The sequence below is a fragment of the Sporosarcina sp. P18a genome, assembly GCF_002743135.1.
In the GTDB taxonomy this organism is placed as follows: Bacteria; Bacillota; Bacilli; order Bacillales_A; family Planococcaceae; genus Sporosarcina.
Genome location: NZ_PDYQ01000001.1, coordinates 1,071,244 through 1,095,243 on the forward strand (window position 1 = coordinate 1,071,244; position 24,000 = coordinate 1,095,243).

At 41.4% G+C, this 24,000-nt stretch carries 28 protein-coding genes; all 28 read right to left on the reverse strand.

The annotated features are described in order from the left end of the window. Window positions 1-12: 12 nt before the first annotated feature. The 28 genes from CSV75_RS05470 to CSV75_RS05605 all read right to left on the reverse strand — a co-directional run bounded on the left by CSV75_RS05470 (window position 13) and on the right by CSV75_RS05605 (window position 23,997). Window positions 13-1,125 carry a prephenate dehydrogenase gene (locus CSV75_RS05470; RefSeq protein WP_099675032.1) on the reverse strand — a complete coding sequence of 371 codons (1,113 nt, stop codon included), beginning with the start codon at window positions 1,123-1,125 and terminating at the stop codon, window positions 13-15. 12 nt (window positions 1,126-1,137) lie between these two features. After that, a complete protein-coding gene (gene hisC, locus CSV75_RS05475) occupies window positions 1,138-2,229 on the reverse strand; it encodes a histidinol-phosphate transaminase (protein ID WP_099675033.1) in 1,092 nt (363 codons plus the stop codon). Window positions 2,230-2,253: 24 nt separating this feature from the next. Beyond that, window positions 2,254-2,619, reverse strand: coding sequence for a chorismate mutase (gene aroH / locus CSV75_RS05480; RefSeq protein WP_099675034.1), 366 nt, complete (start codon window positions 2,617-2,619; stop codon window positions 2,254-2,256). Beyond that, window positions 2,616-3,722 (reverse strand): 3-dehydroquinate synthase, encoded by a 1,107-nt coding sequence (gene aroB / locus CSV75_RS05485; protein ID WP_099675035.1) that lies wholly within the window; start codon window positions 3,720-3,722, stop codon window positions 2,616-2,618. The genes aroH and aroB overlap by 4 nt, the downstream gene beginning before the upstream one ends. Before the next feature lies 1 nt (window position 3,723). Then, window positions 3,724-4,905: a chorismate synthase gene (gene aroC, locus CSV75_RS05490; protein ID WP_099675036.1), complete on the reverse strand. Its 1,182-nt coding sequence runs from the start codon at window positions 4,903-4,905 to the stop codon at window positions 3,724-3,726. A 23-nt stretch (window positions 4,906-4,928) separates the two neighbouring features. Continuing rightward, a complete protein-coding gene (locus CSV75_RS05495) occupies window positions 4,929-5,702 on the reverse strand; it encodes a CheR family methyltransferase (RefSeq protein WP_099675037.1) in 774 nt (257 codons plus the stop codon). A 115-nt stretch (window positions 5,703-5,817) separates the two neighbouring features. Continuing rightward, the gene (gene ndk, locus CSV75_RS05500; RefSeq protein WP_099631561.1) at window positions 5,818-6,264 is read right to left on the reverse strand and encodes a nucleoside-diphosphate kinase; all 447 of its coding nucleotides are present in this window, start codon (window positions 6,262-6,264) and stop codon (window positions 5,818-5,820) included. Between the two features lie 90 nt (window positions 6,265-6,354). After that, complete coding sequence (locus CSV75_RS05505) at window positions 6,355-7,329, reverse strand: polyprenyl synthetase family protein (protein ID WP_099675341.1); 975 nt, start codon at window positions 7,327-7,329, stop codon at window positions 6,355-6,357. A gap of 26 nt (window positions 7,330-7,355) precedes the next feature. Further along, the gene (locus CSV75_RS05510) at window positions 7,356-8,051 is read right to left on the reverse strand and encodes a demethylmenaquinone methyltransferase (RefSeq protein ID WP_099675038.1); all 696 of its coding nucleotides are present in this window, start codon (window positions 8,049-8,051) and stop codon (window positions 7,356-7,358) included. Window positions 8,052-8,087: 36 nt separating this feature from the next. After that, window positions 8,088-8,801 carry a heptaprenyl diphosphate synthase component 1 gene (locus CSV75_RS05515; RefSeq protein ID WP_233191591.1) on the reverse strand — a complete coding sequence of 238 codons (714 nt, stop codon included), beginning with the start codon at window positions 8,799-8,801 and terminating at the stop codon, window positions 8,088-8,090. 29 nt (window positions 8,802-8,830) lie between these two features. Then, the gene (gene mtrB / locus CSV75_RS05520; RefSeq protein ID WP_029053045.1) at window positions 8,831-9,052 is read right to left on the reverse strand and encodes a trp RNA-binding attenuation protein MtrB; all 222 of its coding nucleotides are present in this window, start codon (window positions 9,050-9,052) and stop codon (window positions 8,831-8,833) included. Between the two features lie 65 nt (window positions 9,053-9,117). Next, window positions 9,118-9,687: a GTP cyclohydrolase I FolE gene (folE, locus tag CSV75_RS05525; protein WP_099675039.1), complete on the reverse strand. Its 570-nt coding sequence runs from the start codon at window positions 9,685-9,687 to the stop codon at window positions 9,118-9,120. Window positions 9,688-9,866: 179 nt separating this feature from the next. Beyond that, window positions 9,867-10,139: an HU family DNA-binding protein gene (locus CSV75_RS05530; RefSeq protein ID WP_037561579.1), complete on the reverse strand. Its 273-nt coding sequence runs from the start codon at window positions 10,137-10,139 to the stop codon at window positions 9,867-9,869. Window positions 10,140-10,354: 215 nt separating this feature from the next. Further along, on the reverse strand, window positions 10,355-11,833 hold the full coding sequence (spoIVA, locus tag CSV75_RS05535; RefSeq protein ID WP_085133386.1) for a stage IV sporulation protein A: 1,479 nt from the start codon (window positions 11,831-11,833) through the stop codon (window positions 10,355-10,357). Window positions 11,834-12,171: 338 nt separating this feature from the next. Beyond that, window positions 12,172-12,882 carry an LptM family lipoprotein gene (locus CSV75_RS05540; RefSeq protein WP_099631557.1) on the reverse strand — a complete coding sequence of 237 codons (711 nt, stop codon included), beginning with the start codon at window positions 12,880-12,882 and terminating at the stop codon, window positions 12,172-12,174. A gap of 3 nt (window positions 12,883-12,885) precedes the next feature. Further along, a complete protein-coding gene (locus CSV75_RS05545) occupies window positions 12,886-13,089 on the reverse strand; it encodes a DUF2768 domain-containing protein (protein WP_099675040.1) in 204 nt (67 codons plus the stop codon). Between the two features lie 20 nt (window positions 13,090-13,109). After that, window positions 13,110-14,129 (reverse strand): NAD(P)H-dependent glycerol-3-phosphate dehydrogenase, encoded by a 1,020-nt coding sequence (locus CSV75_RS05550; RefSeq protein ID WP_099675041.1) that lies wholly within the window; start codon window positions 14,127-14,129, stop codon window positions 13,110-13,112. A gap of 26 nt (window positions 14,130-14,155) precedes the next feature. Next, window positions 14,156-15,466, reverse strand: a complete 1,311-nt coding sequence (gene der / locus CSV75_RS05555) for a ribosome biogenesis GTPase Der (RefSeq protein ID WP_099631554.1) — start codon at window positions 15,464-15,466, stop codon at window positions 14,156-14,158. Window positions 15,467-15,596: 130 nt separating this feature from the next. Beyond that, complete coding sequence (gene rpsA / locus CSV75_RS05560; protein WP_099636013.1) at window positions 15,597-16,745, reverse strand: 30S ribosomal protein S1; 1,149 nt, start codon at window positions 16,743-16,745, stop codon at window positions 15,597-15,599. 79 nt (window positions 16,746-16,824) lie between these two features. Then, on the reverse strand, window positions 16,825-17,409 hold the full coding sequence (locus CSV75_RS05565) for a lysophospholipid acyltransferase family protein (RefSeq protein WP_099636012.1): 585 nt from the start codon (window positions 17,407-17,409) through the stop codon (window positions 16,825-16,827). Further along, window positions 17,406-18,083, reverse strand: coding sequence for a (d)CMP kinase (cmk, locus tag CSV75_RS05570; RefSeq protein WP_099675042.1), 678 nt, complete (start codon window positions 18,081-18,083; stop codon window positions 17,406-17,408). Before cmk ends, CSV75_RS05565 begins: the two co-directional genes overlap by 4 nt. A 76-nt stretch (window positions 18,084-18,159) precedes the next feature. Further along, the gene (locus tag CSV75_RS05575; protein WP_158231607.1) at window positions 18,160-18,801 is read right to left on the reverse strand and encodes a flagellar brake protein; all 642 of its coding nucleotides are present in this window, start codon (window positions 18,799-18,801) and stop codon (window positions 18,160-18,162) included. Between the two features lie 65 nt (window positions 18,802-18,866). After that, window positions 18,867-20,150 (reverse strand): PepSY1/2 domain-containing protein, encoded by a 1,284-nt coding sequence (locus CSV75_RS05580; RefSeq protein ID WP_099631550.1) that lies wholly within the window; start codon window positions 20,148-20,150, stop codon window positions 18,867-18,869. 22 nt (window positions 20,151-20,172) lie between these two features. After that, window positions 20,173-20,970: a spore cortex-lytic enzyme gene (sleB, locus tag CSV75_RS05585; protein WP_099675044.1), complete on the reverse strand. Its 798-nt coding sequence runs from the start codon at window positions 20,968-20,970 to the stop codon at window positions 20,173-20,175. Between the two features lie 98 nt (window positions 20,971-21,068). Continuing rightward, on the reverse strand, window positions 21,069-21,749 hold the full coding sequence (prsW, locus tag CSV75_RS05590; protein ID WP_099675045.1) for a glutamic-type intramembrane protease PrsW: 681 nt from the start codon (window positions 21,747-21,749) through the stop codon (window positions 21,069-21,071). Window positions 21,750-21,829: 80 nt separating this feature from the next. After that, on the reverse strand, window positions 21,830-22,792 hold the full coding sequence (locus tag CSV75_RS05595) for a YpdA family putative bacillithiol disulfide reductase (RefSeq protein WP_099675046.1): 963 nt from the start codon (window positions 22,790-22,792) through the stop codon (window positions 21,830-21,832). Window positions 22,793-22,820: 28 nt separating this feature from the next. Beyond that, window positions 22,821-23,585, reverse strand: coding sequence for a metallophosphoesterase (locus CSV75_RS05600; RefSeq protein WP_099675047.1), 765 nt, complete (start codon window positions 23,583-23,585; stop codon window positions 22,821-22,823). Between the two features lie 106 nt (window positions 23,586-23,691). After that, window positions 23,692-23,997, reverse strand: a complete 306-nt coding sequence (locus CSV75_RS05605) for a hypothetical protein (protein WP_099631545.1) — start codon at window positions 23,995-23,997, stop codon at window positions 23,692-23,694. Window positions 23,998-24,000 lie beyond the last annotated feature (3 nt).

Consider the following 24,000-nt stretch of genomic DNA (forward strand, 5'->3'; position numbering starts at 1 on the left):
GCTCTCCTCCTCTTAAAGTACATGCATAGAATAGTCCGTTTTTGCTGTCAATACTTGACGAGCTTTCTTACGTTCAGCAGCTGATTGGAAGCTGACAACTAAAATGCCGTACACATCGGTACGTGTTTCCACGATACGTATATTGGTCAAACTAATATTGGCATCTGCTAGAATTTTCGTGATCTCGGAAATGATACCCGGATGATCTGGTATGTCGATGTGTAGATCAAATGTCATGTAGAGCGCACCTTGAACCGCGCCTTCGTTTGTAGAAGGAAGTTGATCGCGGTAAGTTTTCGCCTGCGCAAAGAAATCGAAAATACGCTCAGGATTATTGTCTTCTAGCATAGCGCGAATTGCATTCATTTCGTCGAGCCAACCGTCTACCTGTGACAACAACTCTTCCCGATTTTGGATTGTAATATCACGCCACATGACAGGATCTGCCGAAGCGATACGTGTTAAATCACGGAAACCACCTGCAGCTAATTTTTTCACGAATGGTTGTTGTTCTTCCTGCGCGGCTAAGCGGCCGACTAATGAAGAGGCTACAATATGCGGGAAATGACTGATGATAGCTGTCATACGATCGTGTTCTTCCGCTTGTAGGACAATCAATTTCGCTTTGGTGGAGGAAAGCAATTTCTCTATATCATCGATTTGTTTTTCAGTCGTTGTGTCATTCGGTGTCAGAATGTAATAGGCGTTCTCAAAGAGATGTTCCATCGCAGCGGATACACCACTTTTATGGGATCCCGCCATTGGATGGCCACCTATAAAGGTGATTCCTTTTTCTTGTAAGATCTTCGCAGCATCCATAATCGGTTTTTTCGTACTCCCTGTATCAGAGACGATTACATGTTCTTTGAAGTCCCAGTCTTGCGCTTCTTTAAAGAGAGCAACCGTTGTATTGACGGGCGTCGCAAAAACAACAAAGTCAGCCTGTTCACAGGCTGATTTTGCAGAAGGTGCGACCGTGTCAATGATTCCTCTTCGAAATGCTTCATCAGCAGTTGCATAGGAGCGGTCAAAACCTACAATATGAATTTCTGGATTTCGTTTTAATGCTAGACCTAGTGATCCACCGATCAATCCGAGTCCAATTATAGCTACTGTTGTTTTCATTGTCATCTATCCTTATTGGTTAGTTAATAGTTGATCGAATGCTTTAAAGAAGCCTGTATTTTGTTCATGCGTTCCAATCGTTACGCGAACGAATCCTGGTGTACCTAGCAGATTTCCGCTACGGACAATATATCCATTTTGCATGAAAATCTCGCATGCAGCATCCGCGTCTAGAGGGACAGCGATTAATACAAAATTAGTTTCTGACGGATAGATGGCCAATGCATGCTGTTGCGCATAGTCTACATATCGTTTTCGTTCTTCGTCATTTTTCGTAACACAATCTTGAAGGAATCGCTGATCCGCAAGGGCAACTTCCGCTACTGCTAATGCAAGCGAGCTGTTGTTGAATGGGTTCCGCACTTTATTAAGCTCAGATACTATATTCGCGTTAGCGACGCCATAACCTATGCGGAAACTTGCCAGTCCGTATGCTTTAGAAAACGTACGAAGTACAATCAAGTTGTCATAGTCATGAATCCACGTCATAGCGTCTTGCTGTGTCGGATCTGTAACAAATTCAAAGTATGCTTCATCGAGAACAACAAGTGCCGTTTTAGGTACCCGATCCAAGAATTTTTTAATTGAGTCACTTGACAAAAGATTACCTGTTGGATTATTCGGATTACACACCCAAATGACAGCCGTTTCTTCATCAGTGGCTTTTAAAAAGCCTTCTAAATCATGATCACCATTTTCAAGCATAGCCACTTCACGAATTTCGGCACCCTCTATTTTTGCATTATGTGCGTACTGTGGGAATGTCGTAGAAGCCATTACCGTATTAGTTCCTGTTTGCAGTAAGGCGCGGGAAATGATGGAAACAATTTCATCTGAACCATTCCCGAAAATAATTTCATTCGGATCGATTTGATGGAATTCTGCCAGCTTCCCCCGTAATCCTGCGGTGTAAGAATCTGGATACATTTCAAATTGAGCTGCCTTTGAACGTAAATATTCTGCGACTTCAGGTGATGAACCATAAGGGTTTTCATTTGAAGCGAGCTTATGTACTTCTTGCAGGCCGTATGTACGTTTTACTTCCGCTAATGAACGACCGGGTGTATAAGCTTTCATCGTGCGTAATATTGGTTTCCACTTCATTAGATCGCTCCCCTTCACGTTGTATTATTTTTGTAAATCAGGTCGTAATTGAACTGCATTATTTTGATAAATATGTTGGATTTCCTCTTGTTTTTTGGAAGTATTGACGTTCATCATGACACGTATACACTTACGCATAGAGCCAGGCACATCGATTTCATGTGTACACATGACCGGTACATAAGTCCACCCTTTAATGGAACGGATCGCTTTTGCGGGGAATGCCGCTTTGACATCCACTGTAGTTGAAACAATTACAGAACCGATATCTTCCGGTTTGAATTGATTCGCCTCCGCCATTTCGAGTACAAGAGACTCTGTCGCTTGTAACACTTCAAATGCGTCATCATTTTCAACTGTTGTCGCACCCCTAATTCCCCTAACACTCATACAATTCCCTCGCTTTTCAATTTTACTTTAAATTCCTCAAATGCAGTCTGACACTCTTCTGAACTAATTTCTTTCACAAAAGGTTCACCGATTTTTTGTAATAAAACGAAATTCATTTTACCGAATGAAGCTTTCTTATCCTTTTGCATATAGGATAATAACTCTTCGAAACTATAAGAGAATACTGGCTTAAATGTATAGCCATTGTTGTTAGCAAAATGAAGATAGCGATTCGTGAATCCTTCAGGGATATTACCGTATTTCTCACTTAGCAAGAAGGCATACCCCATACCAATCATGACACACTCCCCATGGCTGAGGCTGCCGAATCCGGAAGCCGCTTCCACTGCATGTCCAAATGTATGACCGAAGTTTAAAAACTTACGCGTCGAATTCTCAAACTCATCTTCTCCAACGATATCTGCTTTTACCTTGATACCACGAAGTAATTCCTTTTCAAGCCACTCTATAGAGGGTGTAGAAAACTGTTCTTGTTCTAGTAATTGCTCCGTCCATAATGGATCCGAAATAAAAGCATGCTTGACCAATTCCGCCAAACCTGAACGCATTTCGGACGCAGGTAACGTGTTAAATACATCAGTTTCAAACAATACGGCTGAAGGTTGATGAAATGATCCCACCATATTTTTTCCTTCCGGCATATTGATGGCTGTTTTCCCACCGACTGCACTGTCATGCGCAAGTACAGTGGTTGGGCATTGGATGAAGCGAATACCACGCATAAATGTAGCGGCTACAAAACCTGTTAAATCCCCACACGCCCCTCCGCCAAATGCGATAAGGAGGGAATTTCGCGTAAATCCTTCAGTCAATAAGAAAGACTGACAATCCACGTAAACTTCTGGCATTTTACACTTCTCGCCGCCAGGTACGATTTTCACCGATACCTCGCGACCAGAACGTAATAAAGCTTCTTGCAATAAAGGGAGATGTAATTCCGCCACACGTGCATCGGCAATAATTCCAATTTTATCTGTCGTACTTAGCAAATCTGCATAGTCAGTCGAAAATAATTCATAGGTGTTTGAACCTACATAGACATCGTATTGGTGATCTCGGACGGAAACAGTTAACTTATCCATCTTAAAACTCCTTTACATATTGTCTGTATTGTTCAATATCCTTCTGTAAGGCGTCCATTGTATCCGAACGGAATTCTTCCATAATCGCTTTAGCCATCTCTGTTGCGATGACATGTTCAGCTACAACAGATGCAGCAGGAACGGCACAAGGATCGGAACGTTCAATCGTTGCAACGAAAGATTCCTTTGTATCAATATCCACGCTTTCTAGCGGCTTGTAAAGTGTTGGAATTGGTTTCATTACACCACGCACTACGATCGGCATACCTGTCGTCATTCCACCTTCAAGTCCACCTAAACGATTGGACTTTCGGTAATATCCTTGCTCTTTATTCCAGCTAATTTCATCATGCACTTCACTGCCTGGCATTTTTGCCATATCGAACCCTAAACCGACTTCAACACCCTTGAAAGCATTAATGCTCATCATAGCACCTGCAAGCTTACCATCCATTTTGCGATCGAATTGTACATAACTACCAATCCCAGGAGGACATCCTTCAATGATGACTTCCACTACGCCCCCTAGTGTATCACCGCGCTTTTTAATATCGTCTATGGCTTCGGTCATTTTGACAGACGCTTCTTTATCAGCACAATATACTGCATCTTCTTCTACGATCGCGCGTAGTTCTTCAATGGAAAGATCAGCATAGGCAGCAGAATCTGTTTCGATGCCGCCAATTTCCGTAACATGCGCTACAGTTTCAATCCCAAGCTGACGCAAAAATTGTTTTGCTACCGCCCCGATTGCAACACGCATCGTCGTTTCACGTGCCGATGAACGTTCCAACACATTTCGCAAGTCACGATGGCCATATTTCATGCCGCCGACTAGATCCGCGTGTCCGGGACGCGGGCGTGTAATTTGACGCTTTACATCTTCTGGATTCACGTCTTCCGGAAGTGGTTCTACGCCCATGATGCCTGTCCAGTGTTTCCAATCATCGTTCACAACCGTTAGCGTAACCGGTGAGCCAATTGTTTTACCATGGCGTACACCGGATGAGATTTCTACCCGATCCTTCTCTATTTGCATTCTACGGCCTCTACCGTGTCCACCTTGTCTTCTCTTCAATTCTTTATTGATCATCTCAGCAGTTAGCTCCATCTGTGCAGGTAATCCTTCAATGATGGCAGTAAGCTGTGGACCATGGGATTCACCAGCTGTAATAAAGCGCATATTCCATTCCTCCGTAACGTGGTTTATTGTTTTTTTCTATAAAAGAATGTATCTACTGATTCAAAGTTATATTTTTCAGGATTGAATATTTGTTCTGTGCTTCCAACGAACAACACACCACCTGGTTTAAGTGCTTTGGAGAAGTTGGTATAAATCTGATCTTTCGCTTCTTCCGTAAAATAAATCATCACATTACGGCAGACGATCAAGTCGTAGTTCGTATCATAGCGATCTTCCAGCAAGTTTTGCTGTTTGAATGTAACGGTCTTCTTGATATCTTCTACTACTTGATAAGAAGCACCTTCTTTTATGAAGAATTTATCGATGATCGGTTTGGGCACTTCTTTTAATGCACGATCATTGTATAAACCAACTTTGGCACGATTCAATACACCCACATCTAAGTCCGTTGCATAAATAGAAATATCACGCAAAGGAAGATAGGATGATAGAACCATTGCTAGCGAATAAGGCTCTTCCCCGGTAGAACAAGCCGCGCTCCAAATTTTCAATCGTTTATTTTTCTCCAATAATTGAGGGAAAATTTTCTTCTCTAAGACTTCCCAACGCAAGGCGTTGCGGTAAAATTCTGACACATTAATCGTCATGCGGTCCAGGAATTCGTCCAATAAGTCTTGATCCGTTTGAATAGCTAGAGAGTAATCTTTAAAATTACGAAAGCCTTTCTTTTCGTATAGTGAAGTGAGTCTCCTCTTCATCTGGGCTTCTTTATACAAAGACAAATCGATCCCAGTTTTCTTCTTGACCCCTTGAATTAACATCGAATAATCAGACATTTAACAACCCCCTGTTGCCTCTTCTCTCTTATGTACGTTCTCATTATAACGGAAAAAGTAGGTCGTATGTATAAGAAAAACAGCCATGCGAAATTCGCTCGGCTGTTTTTGGCGATTAATTAATCCAGTTGTTCACTGTTTTGTCATAAGTCACAAGCTCTTCTTCTTTAAAGAATAAGTTGATCTCGCGGCTTGCTGACTCAGATGAGTCTGAACCATGAATAATATTCTTGCCTACTGTTACAGCAAAGTCTCCACGAATAGTTCCAGGAGCTGATTCTTTTGGATTCGTTGCACCCATCATTAAGCGAGCAGTAGAGATGACGTTCTCGCCTTCCCATACCATTGCGAAAACCGGTCCAGAAGTAATGAATTCTACAAGTTCTCCGAAGAATGGACGTTCTTTATGCTCTCCGTAATGTTGTTCAGCAAGTTCTTGAGAAATGTTCATTAATTTCCCACCAACTAATTGATATCCTTTGTCTTCGAAACGACCAACGATTTCACCTACAAGGTTACGTTGTACGCCGTCAGGCTTTACCATTAAAAATGTTCTTTCCATCTCTAAAACACTCCTTCGATCTTCTATAGGGATGATCCCTTTTAAATCGTACCATTGACGCCTTTTTCTTTCAACTATTAACAAACTCCGTCAATATTTTCGTTGGCCGATAAAATCAGCAATTTGAGTCAGTGCTTTCTTTGACTTACCATTCGGCAAATCTTCCAATTCCTTAAGTGCCTTGGTTAAGTACAGATCACTTACATGCTGTGCTTTTTCAATCGCACCACTTTGTCGAATATAGCGAAGCATCGATTGTCTATCCGGCTCTTCCATCTCTCCGGTAAACGCACGTTCCATGTAGGGCTTAAATTGTTCATCATTTTTTATGTATAAAACAGGCAATGTAATATGACCATTTAACAAGTCACTTCCTGCAGGCTTTCCGAGTTCTGCATCTGTTGACGTAATATCCAAAATATCGTCGATGATTTGAAATGCCATTCCAGTGAAATACCCATATCTCTTTAGTTTCCGTACAGTTTGAGCATCTGCATCTGCACTAAGTGCGCCAAGTTCACAACTAGAGGATAGCAGTAAAGCAGTCTTTCGCTTAATACGTTTCAAATAGTCGCGCAAACCTTGATCTGTTTGTTGTTGGAAATCAAACTGGATAATTTCCCCTTTGCATATCTCCAGCATGGTTTCGGCGAGAATCTGATGGATAGGTGCTTTCTCGATAGTACCGATAGATGTTAGCGCCCGCGAAAAGATGAAGTCCCCCGCATACATTGCCACTCGGTTGTTCCACTTTGCTTTAACGGTTTGTAAACCGCGGCGCATATCAGAATCATCAATTACGTCATCGTGGACGAGTGATGCCATGTGGATTAATTCAAGGGATACTGCAATTTTCGCAGCGCTTTCTAGCGAATACGTTCCGAATTGAGCAGCCATTATCACGAAAATCGGCCGAATCCTTTTTCCACCGGCTTTCAATAAATGCAAGGAAGCTTGACGAACAATGGGAGAAGAGGATTGCACGGATCGCTCAAGCTCTTTTTCAATATAGGACATATCTTTGCGGAAATCCGTATAAAGCGACATCAACTTAATTTTTTCCAACCCCATTACCTTCTCCCGTGTATTCATTATTTGTAAGCGATATGACCTGCCGCCGCACCGCCACTGTAAGACTTATATGATACTTCTTGATATCCCGCATCAACAAAAAGCTGTGCTAGCTCTTTCATGTCTGGGAAATCATTTGCTGATTCCTGAAGCCAAGAATACTCTTTATAGCTCTTTGCGAAAAGTTTACCAAATAGCGGCATAATAAATTTGAAATAGAAGCGAAACCCTTGACGATAGACAGGTATTTTAGGTTGAGATGTTTCCAAACACACTGCCATTCCACCCGGCTTCAACACGCGTCGCATTTCTTTTAATACAGTCAAGTAATCGGGAACATTGCGTAGACCAAACCCGATCGTCACATAATCAAATGAATTGTCTGGAAAAGGAAGTGACATTGCGTTACCTTGAACTAACGTAAGGTTCGGGTAAGGGGCTACTTTGTCTCTGCCCGAATCCAGCATGTTGGCACTGAAGTCCAAACCGATAACTTCACCAGTAGGACCTGCAGCTTGAGCCAATGCAATTGTCCAGTCTGCAGTACCACAGCAAACATCAAGTGCTGTAGCGCCCGGCTGTACATTCATGCGTGCCATGATATCACTCCGCCATTTAATATGTTGATTGAAACTGATCACGGAATTCATTTTATCATAATCTGTCGAAATTTTTTCAAAGACGTTATGAACTCTTTCTTCTTTTGAGACCGCCACAGTTCGTCCCTTCTTTCTTCACTTCAGTTTACTTTCTCATGGTTTCGTCATTTTCTGCAACTCTGCTAGTACTTCAGTATGTAAATAAGAGCTGTTCTTTAATCTGTTGTTCAGCTGTAGTTGTAATTGATCGATCCAATCTTCTGTATCATTCGTACTCGGCACTAGATGCGGAAATTTCATCCGATTCAAGTCACGCTGTGTGCTGTCGAGCAGCCAAACGAGTGGAAAGACTGTTTCTACGATATGTGTGTAGTGACTAAAGCCGAATGCCTCGAAGAATTTCACAATACATGCACTTTCCACTTCAGAAATTAACTGCAACCGATCTTCAAGAGTGGAGGGCGGTGCTTGAAACAATGTCGTTTTGCATTCATTAATCCTGCCGACTGCCAATGACAAAGAACGAATGAGATGGAAGTTTGGAATTGACGCCAATAGCTTATAGTGGATACCGCTGAAGTGATCGCCCGCCAGAACCATCAATTGCTGTTCTTTGGATGAAGCATCTACGACATCGATTTGATCATGGACATCAAAAGCCGTGTGGATGGCACCAATCGCTAGCGCCACGGTTTGCATCTCATCTGTCCACTGCTCTCCGTTGAGTAAAGGCAATAGGAGCAACGAAGCTTTGCGCCTGTCAATCGGAGCATGCCCTGCATCTCGCTCGACCACCGGCTGATAAATAGCGCGTCGCAAATGGTGTATGTAATTGTCGACTTGGTCAGTGAATCCTTTTGTTTCCATCAGTAAGCTCCATTCCCGTAAGGATACGGTCATTCTTTTTCTTCACTCGCAATTACGCCGTGGGCTGTATGAATTTCAGCTTCCCCCCGAATCTTAATAGCGGAGGTATGCTCGGTAAACTGCGCGATCATGACTTCTCCTCTATCCAGCTTTTCGGTATGGTGAAACTTGGTGTCATTGCCTCTCGTGAGCCCAATGACATTCACTCCATCTTTTTTCGCTTTGATAATTAGATAATCTGGTTGTGTCATTTTCGCATCTCCAGTCTATATATAATCCTAATGATAGCATATACAGCAAGCGCTCGGCAAAGACCTTAGTTCGTTCGAATAAGAGATAAAATTTCCGCACGCTTCACGTCATCATGTTCATAGACTCCTCTAGCGACAGTCGTGATGGTTTTAGCCCCTGGCTTCTTAATTCCTCTCATCGTCATACACATGTGTTCCGCTTCGATAATGATATAAACACCATGGGGATTCAACTTTTCCATCATGGCATCTGCCACACTGGATGTAATGCGTTCTTGCAGTTGCGGACGACGTGCTGCTGTTTCGACAGCTCTTGCCAACTTGCTCAAACCTGCAACTACTCCATTACGCGGAATATATGCTACATGGGCTACACCAAAAAACGGAACTAAGTGATGCTCGCACATAGAATAAAAAGGAATATCCTTCACCAATACGACTTCATCATGATTCTCATGGAATACCGTATCGAAATACTCTTTTGGATCTTTATTTAACCCTTCAAATACCTCTTGATACATTTTAGCAACACGTTTCGGTGTCTCCAGTAATCCTTCACGAGTCGGATCTTCACCGATTGCTTCTAGGATCATCGTAACTGCCTGTTCTAATTTATTTATATCTTGCTCTTTCATAACAGCATGTCCTCCTTGTAGGAACTAAACCTATTTCCCCAAAATATTAGCACATTCCATTCATTCCGTATAGTTACTTGTACTTCCCTATGTATACCAATTAAAAAAACGGAAAGGAGTCCATCCATGGCCATCTGACGAACAGATTTGCTGGACGGACTCCTATGTAAAATCTCAAATTATTTTACTGCGTCTTTAAGTGCTTTACCTGCTTTGAAAGCTGGAACTTTACTTGCAGCGATTTCGATTTCTTCGCCTGATTGTGGGTTACGTCCTTTACGAGCAGCACGTTCGCGTACTTCGAAGTTTCCGAAACCAATCAATTGAACTTTATCACCGTTAGCAAGAGTCGATTGAATTGTATCGAATACAGCTTCAACAGCTTTAGTTGCGTCTTTTTTTGTTAGACCTGCCGCTTCTGCCACAGAGTTAATTAATTCTGTTTTATTCACACCGTTCACCTCCTCTCAAAGGGGATGCTATTGCTGTTAACACTGTAAAAAAGTAACATAAGAAAAACTACGGTGCAACAATATTATCGCGCTTTTCCTTTATTCACGGCATTTCAAGCGATTTTGATAGAAAAGCATAGAAAAAAGACCCGTTTTTGACGGATCTCTCTTCATTTCAAACTATATTTGTTACGTGATTTCCTTATTTTTTCACCTTACACAATGAAGGTAATCATACCTTTATTCCCGTCATTCACCATTTGTTCAATGGTTTCACGCAAGCGTTTTCTAGCTCGATCTGGAACTGCCGCGGTCTTATATCGGATACTTTCTTTCATGACTTCATGTAATGGTGTGCCAAATAATTGTGTTTCCCATAATGCTTCACGATCATGTAAATACGCATTTTTCAATTCTTTCAACAAGTGATGACTATGGAATTCAGAGCCGATTAACGGAGCGAATTCCGCCTCCATATCGATTCGAATAATGTGAAGTGAAGGTGCTTTCGCTTTCATTTTCACACCATAAAACGTGTCTTGTTTAATTAATTCAGGAGCAGTTGGCTGAAAATCTTCAATCGATGGCAACGCTACGCCATAACCTGATTTTTTCGCCGTATCAATTGCTTCCGCATACATATCATACGATTTTTTCGCTTTAACCGCTTCTTGAATGAAGATTAACCAATCCTTTTTGGAACGCATTTCTGTTCCCATGAACTCTTCACACACATTAACAAAAGCTTGCTCATCCATATCAATCTTCACGATGGCGCGGCCTTTACCTGCATCGACTTCCACTACTTCTGCTTGTCTAATAAACTCTTCTTCTTGCAATAACTCCGCAATCTCCTGAACTTTACGAATTTTCGAGACGCCTAGGAATCCATCTGTGATTAGCTGATCGATACGTGCATTCAGCTTATGGCTATCCCCAAGCTCCTCCATCCAGTCGGGACGTTGCAGTTCGATATCCGTGATAGGGAATTCATACAATGCCTCTTTGAGAATAAGCTGGATCTCTGCTGCATTGAGCTGATCCGCACTGATAGCAATGACGGGAACACCATACTTTTCATGTAATTGCTGTTTTAGTTCCAACGCTTTTTCATGAGCAGGCATTTTAGAATTTAATACAATGACGAATGGTTTACCGATTTCTTGCAATTTCGAAACGATTTCTTTTTCAGCAACTTCAGCGGCCGCGCGTGAAATATTGTTCACCGTACCGTCTGTCGTCAGCAAAATTCCAATAGTCGAGTGATCACGAATCACTTTGTCCGTTCCGATACGTGCCGCTTCTTGGAACGGAATCGGTTCATTGTGCCATGGTGTATGGACGTATTTCGGCCCATCCTCGTCCTCATATCCTTTAACACCATCAATTACGTAGCCTACACAATCTGCTAGGCGAATTTGGAATTCCAGTTCACCGTCCCCTATTGAAACGCTTGTGCCTTGGGCAGGTACGAATTTAGGTTCTGCAGTCATGATTACGGGACCTGGTGAACTTTGGGGAAGTTCGTCTTGTGCACGTATTCGATCATTGGCATCCGTCATGTTGGGAATTACAACTTCCTCCATGACTCGTTTGACAAAAGTGGATTTCCCTACTCGAACAGGGCCTACCACACCTATATAAATATCGCCGTCTGTTCTTCTAGCTAAGTTTTCGTATAGTTCTTCTTTCATCATTAGCCCTCCTTTTTCTCCGCATTGTAGCTTATGAAATAGAAAAACGTTTCATGCATAGATGCACGAAACGTTTTTAGGTAATGGTACTAATTTAGTTAATAAACTTTGTTACGGTTCGGGATTGGTACTCCAGATGGGAACGCTTTCTGAAGGGCCCGCGGTGAGCCCGCTAGTCACTGCGTTCCTTTAGCGGTCTCACTTGTCGGGCTGATCCTCCCAGAGTCGTCCCATCTTCCGTACCAATCCTAGTTATATTATGGTGACAATTTGTATTACTCTTTGAAATATGTAAAGTTCAAGTGCTAATACATGAGGCACCTACAAATTAGAGAACGTTATTTCTTCATAAACACAGGTTCGTTGTTTTCATCCACTGTGTATGGCAAGGAATATGCCGGAAGGACTAAGGAGTCTTCGTATAGTAGATAACGAATATCTGTGCCTGCTTTTATTTCTGGCTTTTGTTCCATTAAGATCTTGTTGAGGTCGATGGAATAGTCTACGTAAAAGTTTCCGTCGCCGCCTACTACGATAGGTAAATGAGCGTCAGAGTATGGGCTTTGGACGGTTAGTGGTTCTTTAAAGCCCATTTTCTTGAAGTCCACTTTATAGACGTTGTCGCCAACTGGATCTAAGAATGGTAATTCTCCGTTGATAAATTTGCGCAAGTTTAAGTCGCGTAGTTTTTCGGTTATACGCAAGTCGACTAGCTTAACTGTAGGATTTTCTTCTACATCTACGAGAACATACTGGAAGATGCCGCCGTTTTCGAATGCGTTGGACGGGATCTTTTCAGTGAAATCCGGAACGATTTTTGAGAACTCGATTGGATATTTGATGAATTGATCGGTTTCTTGATCGCGTGTTTTAATTGGTAATAGACCGCCCGACTGTTCTTGATAGCGCTCTACAGCTTTTTGGATAGTTTCTTGAAGTTCAGGATAAGGTGTTTCACTTGCTTGTTTTTCTTCAGGTGGACGGCCGCCGCAAGCAGACAATAAAAGTCCACAGATTATAACTAAAAAAAGTAGCATTCGTTTGTTCATAATTTACGCCCCTCCAGTCGGTCCGTTGAATACCAAATAGACCATTGCGAAGAACGATGTAATTAATAGTGTATAGGCAATAATCGCAAATAGAATTTGTACGACACGGTTTTTTATTTTATATCGGCTCAAATAAATCAAGCCCATTGAAATAACCATGAATCCCATCGCGTAAAAAGATAGCCACATTTTATCTAACGAGGACAAAATTGTCACCCTCCTACTGTTTAAATACCGAAAAATGTATCGATTTCCTGTTTCTTACCGCGAGTCATTAATTGATCCACTGCTTGCTTGGGCGGAATTTTCTCGAAGAGGATGGAATACAGTGCTTCTGTCAACGGCATGTTGACATGAAACTGCTGCGCCAACTGAAACGAGGCCTTCGTAGTACGTACCCCTTCTATGACCATGCCCATTTCTTCAGTCACTCTTTCCAAGGACTGTCCTTTTCCAAGTAAGTTTCCTGCTCGCCAGTTTCTAGAGTGAACACTTGTACATGTAACGACCAAATCGCCGAGTCCCGTTAATCCGGAAAAAGTTTGTTGGTCCGCACCCATTTCAACACCGAGACGTGTAATTTCCGCTAGACCTCTCGTAATGAGAGCAGCCTTTGCATTATCACCGTAACCTAGTCCATCAGAAATTCCAGCAGCTAAAGCAATGACATTTTTCAATGCCCCGCCAAGCTCCACACCGATTACATCTTTATTTGTATAGACACGGAAATAATTGCTCATGAATAAATCTTGTATCCGTTCTGCCGCTTTCATGTTGCTTGAAGCGACCGCTACTGTTGTCGGATGTCTATGTACGACTTCCTCCGCATGACTCGGTCCAGAAAGCACCACAATGGCTTCGCGCAGTGTTTCATCGATTTCATCTGCAATGATTTCAGAAATCCGTTCCAGTGAGTCTGGATCAATTCCTTTGGAGACATGGACAAATATAGCAGGATCAGTTAGTAATTCCTGAATATGGCGACACGTTTCACGCATCGCAGCAGTCGGCACGGCAAGTATAATCGTTTGCGCATGTTGGACTGCCACTTGTAGTTCACTAGTAGAGTTAAGGTTATCGGGCAGTTTCACATCTGGTAAATACCGGTTGTTCGTGTGCTGATTGTGGATTTCATCTGCTTGTTCTGCACGTCTCGTCCAAATTAAGCTATCATGTCCATTTTCAGCTAGCACAACAGCGAGTGCGGTTCCCCAACTGCCTGCCCCGATTATAGAGACTTTTTCCATTACCTCCACCCTTTCTATTTGCGTAGTTAGGTTCTTGCTCTTGTAATTAAACGGATTGGTGTTCCTTCAAATCCAAAGGCTTCACGTAATCTGTTCTGTAAAAAACGTTCATAAGAAAAGTGCATAAGTTCGGGTTCGTTGACAAAGACCACGAATGTCGGTGGCTTCACAGCAACTTGTGTTGCATAATAAATCCGCAAACGACGTCCTTTGTCTGCAGGTGCAGGATTTCGCGCCACTGCATCTTCCACTACCTCATTTAAGACACTCGACTGAATACGCATCGCATGATTTTCACTGATCAATTGGATATTGGAGAATAATGTATGCACACGTTGCTTTGTTTTAGCTGAAACAAAGAAAATAGGGGCATAGTCGAGAAATCTAAACTGATCGCGAATATCATCGATGAAATTATTCATCGTCTTATCGTCTTTTTCAAGCGTATCCCACTTATTGACAACAAACATGACACCTTTTCCTGCTTCTTCGGCAAAGCCGGCTACACGTTTGTCCTGTTCACGAATACCTTCTTCTGCGTTCATGACAATCAATACGACATCGGAGCGGTCAATCGCTTTTAAGGCACGTAAAACACTATATTTCTCTGTGTTTTCGTATACCTTCCCTTTTTTACGCATTCCCGCAGTGTCGATAATTTTAAATTCTTGTCCATCAACTACTTTTGTAGAGTCAATCGCATCAGTTGTCGTTCCGGCGATATCACTTACGATGACACGCTCTTCACCCAGTAAAGCGTTAACAAGTGACGATTTCCCGACATTCGGACGTCCAATTAAACAGAACTTGATGGAATCATCTTCCTCTTCCTCTAAGTTCATATCTTTAAAGCTTTCTGCGACTGCATCCAATAAATCACCAAGTCCTAGACCGTGTGATCCTGAGAGTGGATACGGTTCGCCAAATCCAAGTGAGTAAAAATCATAGACCATATCTCTCATCTCTGGATTATCTACTTTATTCACTGCCAATACGACTGGCTTGTTCGTTTTATACAGCATACGTGCTACTTGTTCATCTGAATCTGTCACACCATCTCTGCCATTCGTCAAAAAGATGATGACATCTGCTTCCTCAATGGCGATTTCAGCCTGCATGCGAATTTGGTCAAGTAATGGTTCATTACTCAGTTCAATACCGCCTGTATCGATTAAGTTAAATTCATAATTCAACCATTCGGCTGCGCTGTATATACGATCCCGCGTTACACCGGCAACGTCTTCTACGATAGAAATTCGTTCGCCTACGATCCGGTTAAAGATTGTCGACTTACCGACGTTTGGTCTTCCTACGATTGCTACTGTTGGTTTTTTCATTTTCTTTCATAACACCCTTCCGACCTATCTTTGAATATTATACACAAAAAGAATGATGATGCATATGAAAGCATCATCATTCCAGTTAAGCTTATTTATCATTTGTGGCTAGCTTATCACAATCTGACGTTTATTTTTGGAATTTCTTCAGTTGATCACCGATGACATCTCCTAAAGAGAAGCCAGTTGTTTCTTCAGGCATTTCATAACTAAAGTTTTCTTCACGTGCTTCTTGCGGTTTTTCAATAAGATCTTTAATGCTCAATGAAATACGTTTTTCCTGTGGATTCACGTCTAATACTTTTACTTGTATAGTCTGGCCTTCTTCAAGTACTTCTTGTGGTGTTCCGATATGCTCATGTGCAATACGTGAGATGTGAACGAGTCCTTCCACGCCTGGCAAAATCTCGACGAATGCACCATAGGCTACAAGACGTTTTACTGTGCCATCCAGTACAGAGCCGACTTCTGCTTTTTCTTCAATATTTTCCCATGGTCCAGGCAATGTATCTTTAATGGATAAAGATACGCGTTCCGCGTCACGGTCAACAGACAACACTTTGACTTGGATCTCATCGCCTTCTTTCAACACATCTGACACGCTTTCAATATGTCCGTGTGAAATTTGTGAAATGTGTACCAAACCATCTACGCCACCGATATCAACGAAAGCACCAAATGAAGCGATACGTTGTACTGTACCGTCAAGAATGTCACCTTCTTGAATTTCAGAAAGTGCGGCTTCCTTTTTCTGCTCATTTTGTGCTTGAACAACCGCACGGTGAGACAAGATTAAGCGGTTCTTTTCTTTATCCATTTCAACAATTTTAAAGGTCATCGTGCGTCCTTTATAATCATCAAACGATTCAACGAAGTGATCTTCGACTAAAGAAGCTGGAATAAAACCGCGAACGCCAAGGTCGACAACCAGTCCGCCCTTTACTACGTCCTTTACTTCTGTCTCGATGATTTCGCCACTTTCAAATTTCTCTTCTAGTGAATCCCATGCATTTTCTGCATCTACTTGACGCTTGGACAAGACATACATCTCATCCTCTACCTTAGTAATCGCCAATTGTAATTCGTCACCGATCGAGACTGCATCCGCTGCTTTTTCAATATGCAAGCTGGAAAGTTCACTGATCGGAATCACACCATCAAACGGAGCGCCAGCGATTTCAACAGTCACTGATTTCTCTTCAACCTTTGTCACTACACCCGTTACGTGTGCACCTTCACCGTATTCTTTAACTTCATCCATATTCATCTCTTCAGTCATATGTAGTCCTCCTCCATAATGATCCTATCTCTATATTATGCGAATTGAGACTTAAAAACAAAAAATTGCACTTATTCTTTTATTTATACTGTTCAATCAACTTGGATATCTCTGCCATAATTGCTTCCGTTACCTCTTCGGCAGATGCTTTTCTTTCACGATAAGGTGTCATATCCATAGCTTCCCCGTACACGACTTTCAGTTGCGAAAAGGCTTTATACGGACCGATGATTGCGCAAGGGACGACTTTAGCATCTCCACCTTTTAACGCAAAGAACCCTGCACCTGCCAAACCTTTTCCAATCTCCCCCGTTTTGCTTCTAGTTCCTTCAGGGAATAAGCCTACTACTTTGTCTTCACGTAATAGTTTAATGGTTTTACGGAATGCTTCTCGGTCACTCATACCGCGCTTTACAGGATATGCCTGTACTTTTGGTAACACTGTTTTAAGAATCGGCATATCAAACAGCTCTTCTTTGGCCATAAAATGAACCGTTCTTGGACTTGTAATTCCGACTATAGGGGGATCTAGATTATCGATATGATTCGTGCATAAAAGCACTCCGCCCTCTTTAGGAAAGTTTTCTTTTCCGATTACTTTGATTCGATAAAGTGGAAAGCAAACAGTACTAATCAAAAATTTGCCAAGTGGATATAAATTCATTGAGCTAACCTCTTTTCGGCATATTCGACAATACTATTTGTCACTTCTTCTATTGTCTTCCCTGTTGTATCAATTGTAATCGCATCTTCTGCTTTTTTTAATGGAGAAATTTCACGTTCGCTATCCGCTTGATCTCTCTCGCTAATTTCTTTTTTCAACGTTTCATAATCCGATTTCATTCCACGCTTTTGTTCTTCTAGTAAACGACGCTGTGCACGCTCTTCTACAGAAGCTGTCATGAAGATTTTTAGTTCAGCTTCAGGCAAAACGGCAGTACCAATATCTCTACCATCCATTACAACGGAGGATTCTGCTGCAAGACTCTGTTGTTTAGCTACCAAGAGTTCACGGACAGTTGTCAACGCCGCTATCGCTGAAACATTTGTCGTCACTTCGTGTGAACGGATCGCATCGGTTACTTCAATACCATCGAGCAACACTTTTTGCACGTGTTCGTCCGGTTGTAATTCGATTTCCGTTTGGGCGATCAACTTTGAAATATCTTCCTCATTATGTGGATCTATGTTGTTTTGAAGTACTTTGTAAGTAATGGCACGATACATGGCTCCGGTATCGATATACGTATATCCTAATTTTTTGGCTACTAATTTAGCAATTGTACTTTTACCTGCCGCTGCAGGACCATCAATTGCAATTCTCATTCCAGCTGTCATGATGAAAACCCCTCCATTTACGCCTTTATTGTACCATAAGCAAAAAGGAAAAGTCTGCTCTCGGCAGACTTTTCCTTCAGCTATTTCGTAATTCTAATTGTCGTTCAAAGCAATAACGGATAATGTGTTGTCGATCTTTATCGTCTATTTCATCAAACGTGAAAGAACTCAATCTCCGCTTCTCACTTTCCCAGTTTCGCACTACTCTTGCTTTACATGACACATATTTGATTTCTGTTTTGGAAAAAAACAAAACGATCAATAATTTTACTTCAGTATTTCGCGGGAAATAATCATGATTTTTCATATTGACTGCCAATCCGCCAGCACTAATATCTAATGACACCAATTGCAACGTTGAGGAGTCCGCCTGTAATGCCACGTCTAATGACGTGTCAACACGAACAAATTCTCTTCTTTGGATTTTAATCAATTGCTTATCACCGGGATATTTCAGTTTAAGCATAGGTATCGTTTGATTGACCCGGCTATGCACTTCCGTACGAAAGGCATAAGACATCTTATACTCATCTACAAATGTCACAAGAAGCTGCGTACCATCTATGAAGAACGCTGTTTTACCCGTTATTATATTGATAGGGTAATCCATCATGAAGTGCTCGTCATCTTCAATATCCACTACACGACATTTGAATTTTTCCGATTCCTCCGTATAATCTTTCTCTAACGTTAATACTGTCCCGATACTTAGTCTCATTTCTCCACCTGCCATTCGTCCTATTCTTTCATTATGTCATGTGGAGTAAATTTTTCCAATCTTTTTTATTGTTTTTCCGTCGTAATCACTTCTAATGTCTCCGTGTCAACGAGAATCTTATATGTCTCCAGGTTCTCTTTTCCTGAAACGACTGTTAAATAATGCGCAAGGCGTTGCTCCATTTGACTATTTTCTACGTAGGCAAGCTCCTGAGCCATTACGGTAACATCTGGTCTAAAGAACGTGTGCCACTCCGCTGTACGAATAGGCTGTGGTTTCGGTTGCTCTTTACGAATGTATTCGGATGCATCCAAACCGATCACTTCGCCATTGTCTTTCGCTAATTTGATATGAATTGGATCAGAGAATACTTTGGCTTCATTTTCAGGATGTACCCGAACGAAAACAAAATGCCACGCGTTATCATTCTCTCTAGCCTCTTCCAAAACCAAATCCGTATAATCAGCCTTCTTTAAAAACTCATTAGCCAACTTCTCTAACTCTTCATACGATACTGTAGGCTTACCCATGCGCCGCTCCATGAGATATGACAGAACATGCCCACCTTTTTCAGTGATATCTATATAACCGATTGATGAATTTTCTGCATAACGGATATGATAAAATGGATAGGGGGCACCTTTTCTACTTCTTTCCGCCGCAATGATATCATTGGAAACAGTCGGCAGAAGCTTTTTGAATTTCTGAATTGCCTCGTCCTCGCTAATTTTCTTTTCTTTAATATCACGCAACTCTTTTTTCTTCTGGGCATCAGACTCACTAGCCGTTAAAGGAAATACCGCTTCTGTATACCCCATGACAGATTCTCCCATTTTCGACCAATTCGCCTTACCATCAGGTGAGTCACGCAACTTTTTTTCCCAGTTACTGATTGACATTTTACTTGAAAACATATCCTTCGTCGCCAACTGCCATTCACTCGTTAGTTCATCCAGATTTTCTGAAGCGCGTTGCATCACGCCGTAGTATTTGTCAGGGTCGCCATTCTCTGTAGATTCCTTTGCGAAATTTCCTAACCTTCCTAAATAATTCATCCAGGAAGTAGAGAAACTTTCATCTACAGGTAGTGCGGAAATGGATGACTTGATATCTGAAGATAAACGCCAAATATCTTCTCTTTCCTTTGCTGAACTTTTTTGATCCTCAAAAAGCAATGACTTGTTTACCGCTTCTTCCAATTCACCAAGCTTTTGTGAAGCATCTGTCATACTTTTGGAATACTGGCCATTCAACGCGATTGATAATTCTTCATTTTCACGTACCGTTCCAAACGTATATATTCCCAATACAATAAATGAATAGGTCAGAATGAAAATCATTCGTTTCATAATAAGCTAGGTCTCCTTTCTATTAGTCACAAAATATGTGTAAACCGATTTTCTTAATTTGTGGCCTTGACCAAATCCATTTACTAGTAGCTGTGATTGGATTGAAATAGTAAATTGCATTTTCAGAAGGATCCCAACCGTTGATTGCATCTATAACCGCTTCTTTCGCACGCTGATTCGGTGTCAACCAAATCTGTCCATCCGCAACTGCAGTAAACGCTCCTGGTTGAAAGATGACACCACCAATTGAATCGGGAAAATCTGGATGTTCGACACGGTTTAAAATAACTGCCGCTACCGCTACTTGTCCTTCGTATGGTTCGCCACGAGCTTCACCATACACTGCATTGGCTAATAAATTAATATCTTGATCAGTATATTTAGGCGGTGCTTGCATTTGGGTTTGCGACTTCTTGTGTGGGGCACTTCCCTTTTTCACTTGGGATTCTAGTGACTGACCACCGTAATAGGTAAATTGGTGTCCTTTCGCAATCTGTCCTTTTACATACTTTTCATCGTAATCTGTAATTCCTCGCAATTTTTTCTGGGTACCTTTACCGGCAATCCCGTCTAGTGGTAAACCGTATTGCTCTTGGAAATTACGTAATGCCCAGTAAGTCCCAAAACCGAAATTACCATCAATCTCCCCATGATAGAAACCGATATATTGAAGTCTTGCTTGCAATTCAATGACGTCATCTCCTTTTGCGCCTTTTGCCAAATCACGTCCACTGAACGCTTCACTATGACTCGCAAAGAAGGAAAACATCATGATGCCTGCCAGTAATAAAAATAGGAAGCGTTTTGTAATTCGCTTCATAGACATCCACCTCCATAAAATTGTGCTTCCTCGTAGTTTGTCCAATTTCGAGTATTTTATAAGGCAAAAAATCCATCTGAAGAACTCAGATGGATTTTTTATAAGTTTGATTGATTTCGTTTTCTGAATTGTTGCATCGCAAAAGTATGCGCGTACTTCACTCGTGTCAGCCCAAACCACCATAGGAATAGCATAAATGGGATCATTAAATACAGCCAATAATCATTCGTGAATAAAATGGAATTGTACAGTACATGAAGCAGCAATGGCGCCAAACATGCAATAGCTATCCATTTTGCTTTTTCTGACATAGCAGAAAACTTAGCTTTACCAAAATAATAGCCCATGACGACTCCAAATAATGCGTGACTTGAAACAGGCAGTAATGCACGCAGAAACGCTGTATCCAAACCGAAAGATAGTAAATATAAAATATTTTCTACTGTAGCGAATCCAAGTGAGACACTCGCTCCATATAAAATTCCATCATAGGCATCTTCAAACTCAATGGTTTTATATACGAGAATAAAAATAATAATCCATTTAAAAAATTCCTCTAAACTGCTCGTAAATATGACATTGCGGAAAAATTCATTAGTAAATACATGCTCTTCTTCAAATACATGCTGGATAAACAAAATAGGAAATGTCATGATTGCACCGTAAATGAATGCATGGAATAGCGTCTTGGATGGCTCTTTAGCAATTTGCTTACGTAAATACAAATAACTAAAAAGTGCCAGCGCCGGCGCTATTGCGACTGTCAGTAAAATAAACATAGGCGCCTCCTCATGTCGCTAGTATATCACATCATATATGAGAAAAGCCGCCTGACCTGTAAGGTAAGCGACTTATCCATTCACATATTTTGTGCAATATACTGTGCAATCATTCCACCATGGAATCGTCCATTTTCGATAAAAATTTCATTGGCATTATTCCCCGCTGCAATAACACCCGCAATGAATAAATTATCAATATTTGTTTCCATCGACTCTTCATTGAAAACAGGCCGTCCAGATTGTTCATTTACTTCAATTCCTATTTTACGTAAAAATGCATGATCAGGATGATAGCCGATCATCGCAAAGACATAGTCACTTTCGAGATTAAATAGGGTACCTTGTTTATGAACAGTGACATGTTTTTCAGTGATTTTCGTTACATATGCGTTAAAATGCATATCGATTTGACCATTACGGACCAAACTATCAAAACCAGGGAGTATCCATGGTTTTACACTTTTCGAATACGTTTCGTTTCGATAAACGACAGTTACATGAGCACCTGCACGTTGTAATTCCAGTGCTGCGTCAACAGCAGAGTTTTTCCCACCAATGACCGTTACTTTTTTATTGAAGTACGGATGCGCTTCTTTAAAGTAGTGATAGACAGTAGGCAAATTCTCTCCTTCGACATGTAAACGATTAGGTTGATCATAATAACCTGTTGCCACCACGACATATTGCGCATCATAGACCGCTTTATTCGTCGTCACGATAAATTTATTATGCTGCTTATTTATATCTTCCACTCGCTCATGACTGTTGATCCGCAAGTTTTCGATTTGTGCGACGGTTCTATAATACACGAGTGCATCATTACGCTTTGGTTTATCTACAGCTGTAATGAATGGCGTCTTGCCTATCGATAATTTCATGCTGGAACTAAAAAAAGTTTGGTGGGTCGGATAATTATAAATCGAATGCACGATATTTCCTTTTTCGATCACTACTACCGACAAACCGATATTTTGCAATTCAATTGCCGCTGACAAGCCACATGGACCACCCCCGACAATTACTGCATCTACAGAATTCATGACATCTACTCTCCTAATTTCTTGCGTTCTAGTAATGAACTTCCACAACATGACATTCAGGTTTCGCACCGAAACGCAACGGCACCATTGTCGTTCCATAGCCGTTACTAATTAATTTCGCGCGGTTTCCCACCGTCTCGAAGCAACCAAGGTCTTGCATCCCAAAAGGTCCAAGTCTAATCTGACCTCCATGTGTATGGCCGGCAACAGATAAATCCGGTTGTCGATTCTCTTCAAACTTTCGGACAAAAGATGGATTATGTACAGCTAGGATCAGGTGATCATAACCGCTTGCAGAATCCACCGCCTTATCGATCTCTACTTTTCCGTTATTCGGATCTTGCAATCCACATATGCCGAAAGCTGGATGGTTCGGGATCGATGTAGTACTGTTGACCAACACTTTGCCACCAACTTGTTTCATCACACGTAGTATATTTTCTGTGCCTACTTCTTGGTCATTATTTCCAAAAACATAAAAAATCGGTCCTATTGAAGCGAGTAATCGCATATTGCGTTCAATTCGCTCAATCGGCACGCCTCCTTCCGCCACATCCCCACCTACGATAACTGCGTCAATAGAACGCGTACGCAAATCATCTATCAGTCGCTTTGGAATACTACGTTTATGGATATCTGAAATAAAGAACACGTTCAATTTATTAGTTGGGGTCGATGTACTATATAATGTATGGGTTAGCACACGATTCCGATGGGCTAAGGCGTACATATAAGTCAGCATAGTCACCGCTGATAATAAAACTGATAATCCTGCTATTCGAACCTTTTTCATTAGTCAACTCCCATAGAAAAAAGCAAAGCGTCTACTTTGCTTTTGTGTAGTAATTTTATTAGTAGTATAGCAAGATTTCAAGAAAATCCCCACTATTGTACTGCGCTTAGGAAACGGCATGTATGAAATGTGTTGCAGACGGATAAAACCCAACCGACAACTCGACTTTTTCAACAGGTACTTGATCTGGAACATCAGGGGAATAAAGATCCGATAATACATAGAGTAGTATAATAATAGGTATTAAAGTGAAAATCGCCAGAAAAATATTGATGACTTTCACACGGCCATATTTCTCTTCTTTCTTCTTTCCATGTACTTCTGCACGGGAAGGAAGTTTATCGACAGTCACTTTTTCTTTAATCTCTTTTCGCTGCTGTTCAAAATCCACTTTATACTGATCGTTTAACATATC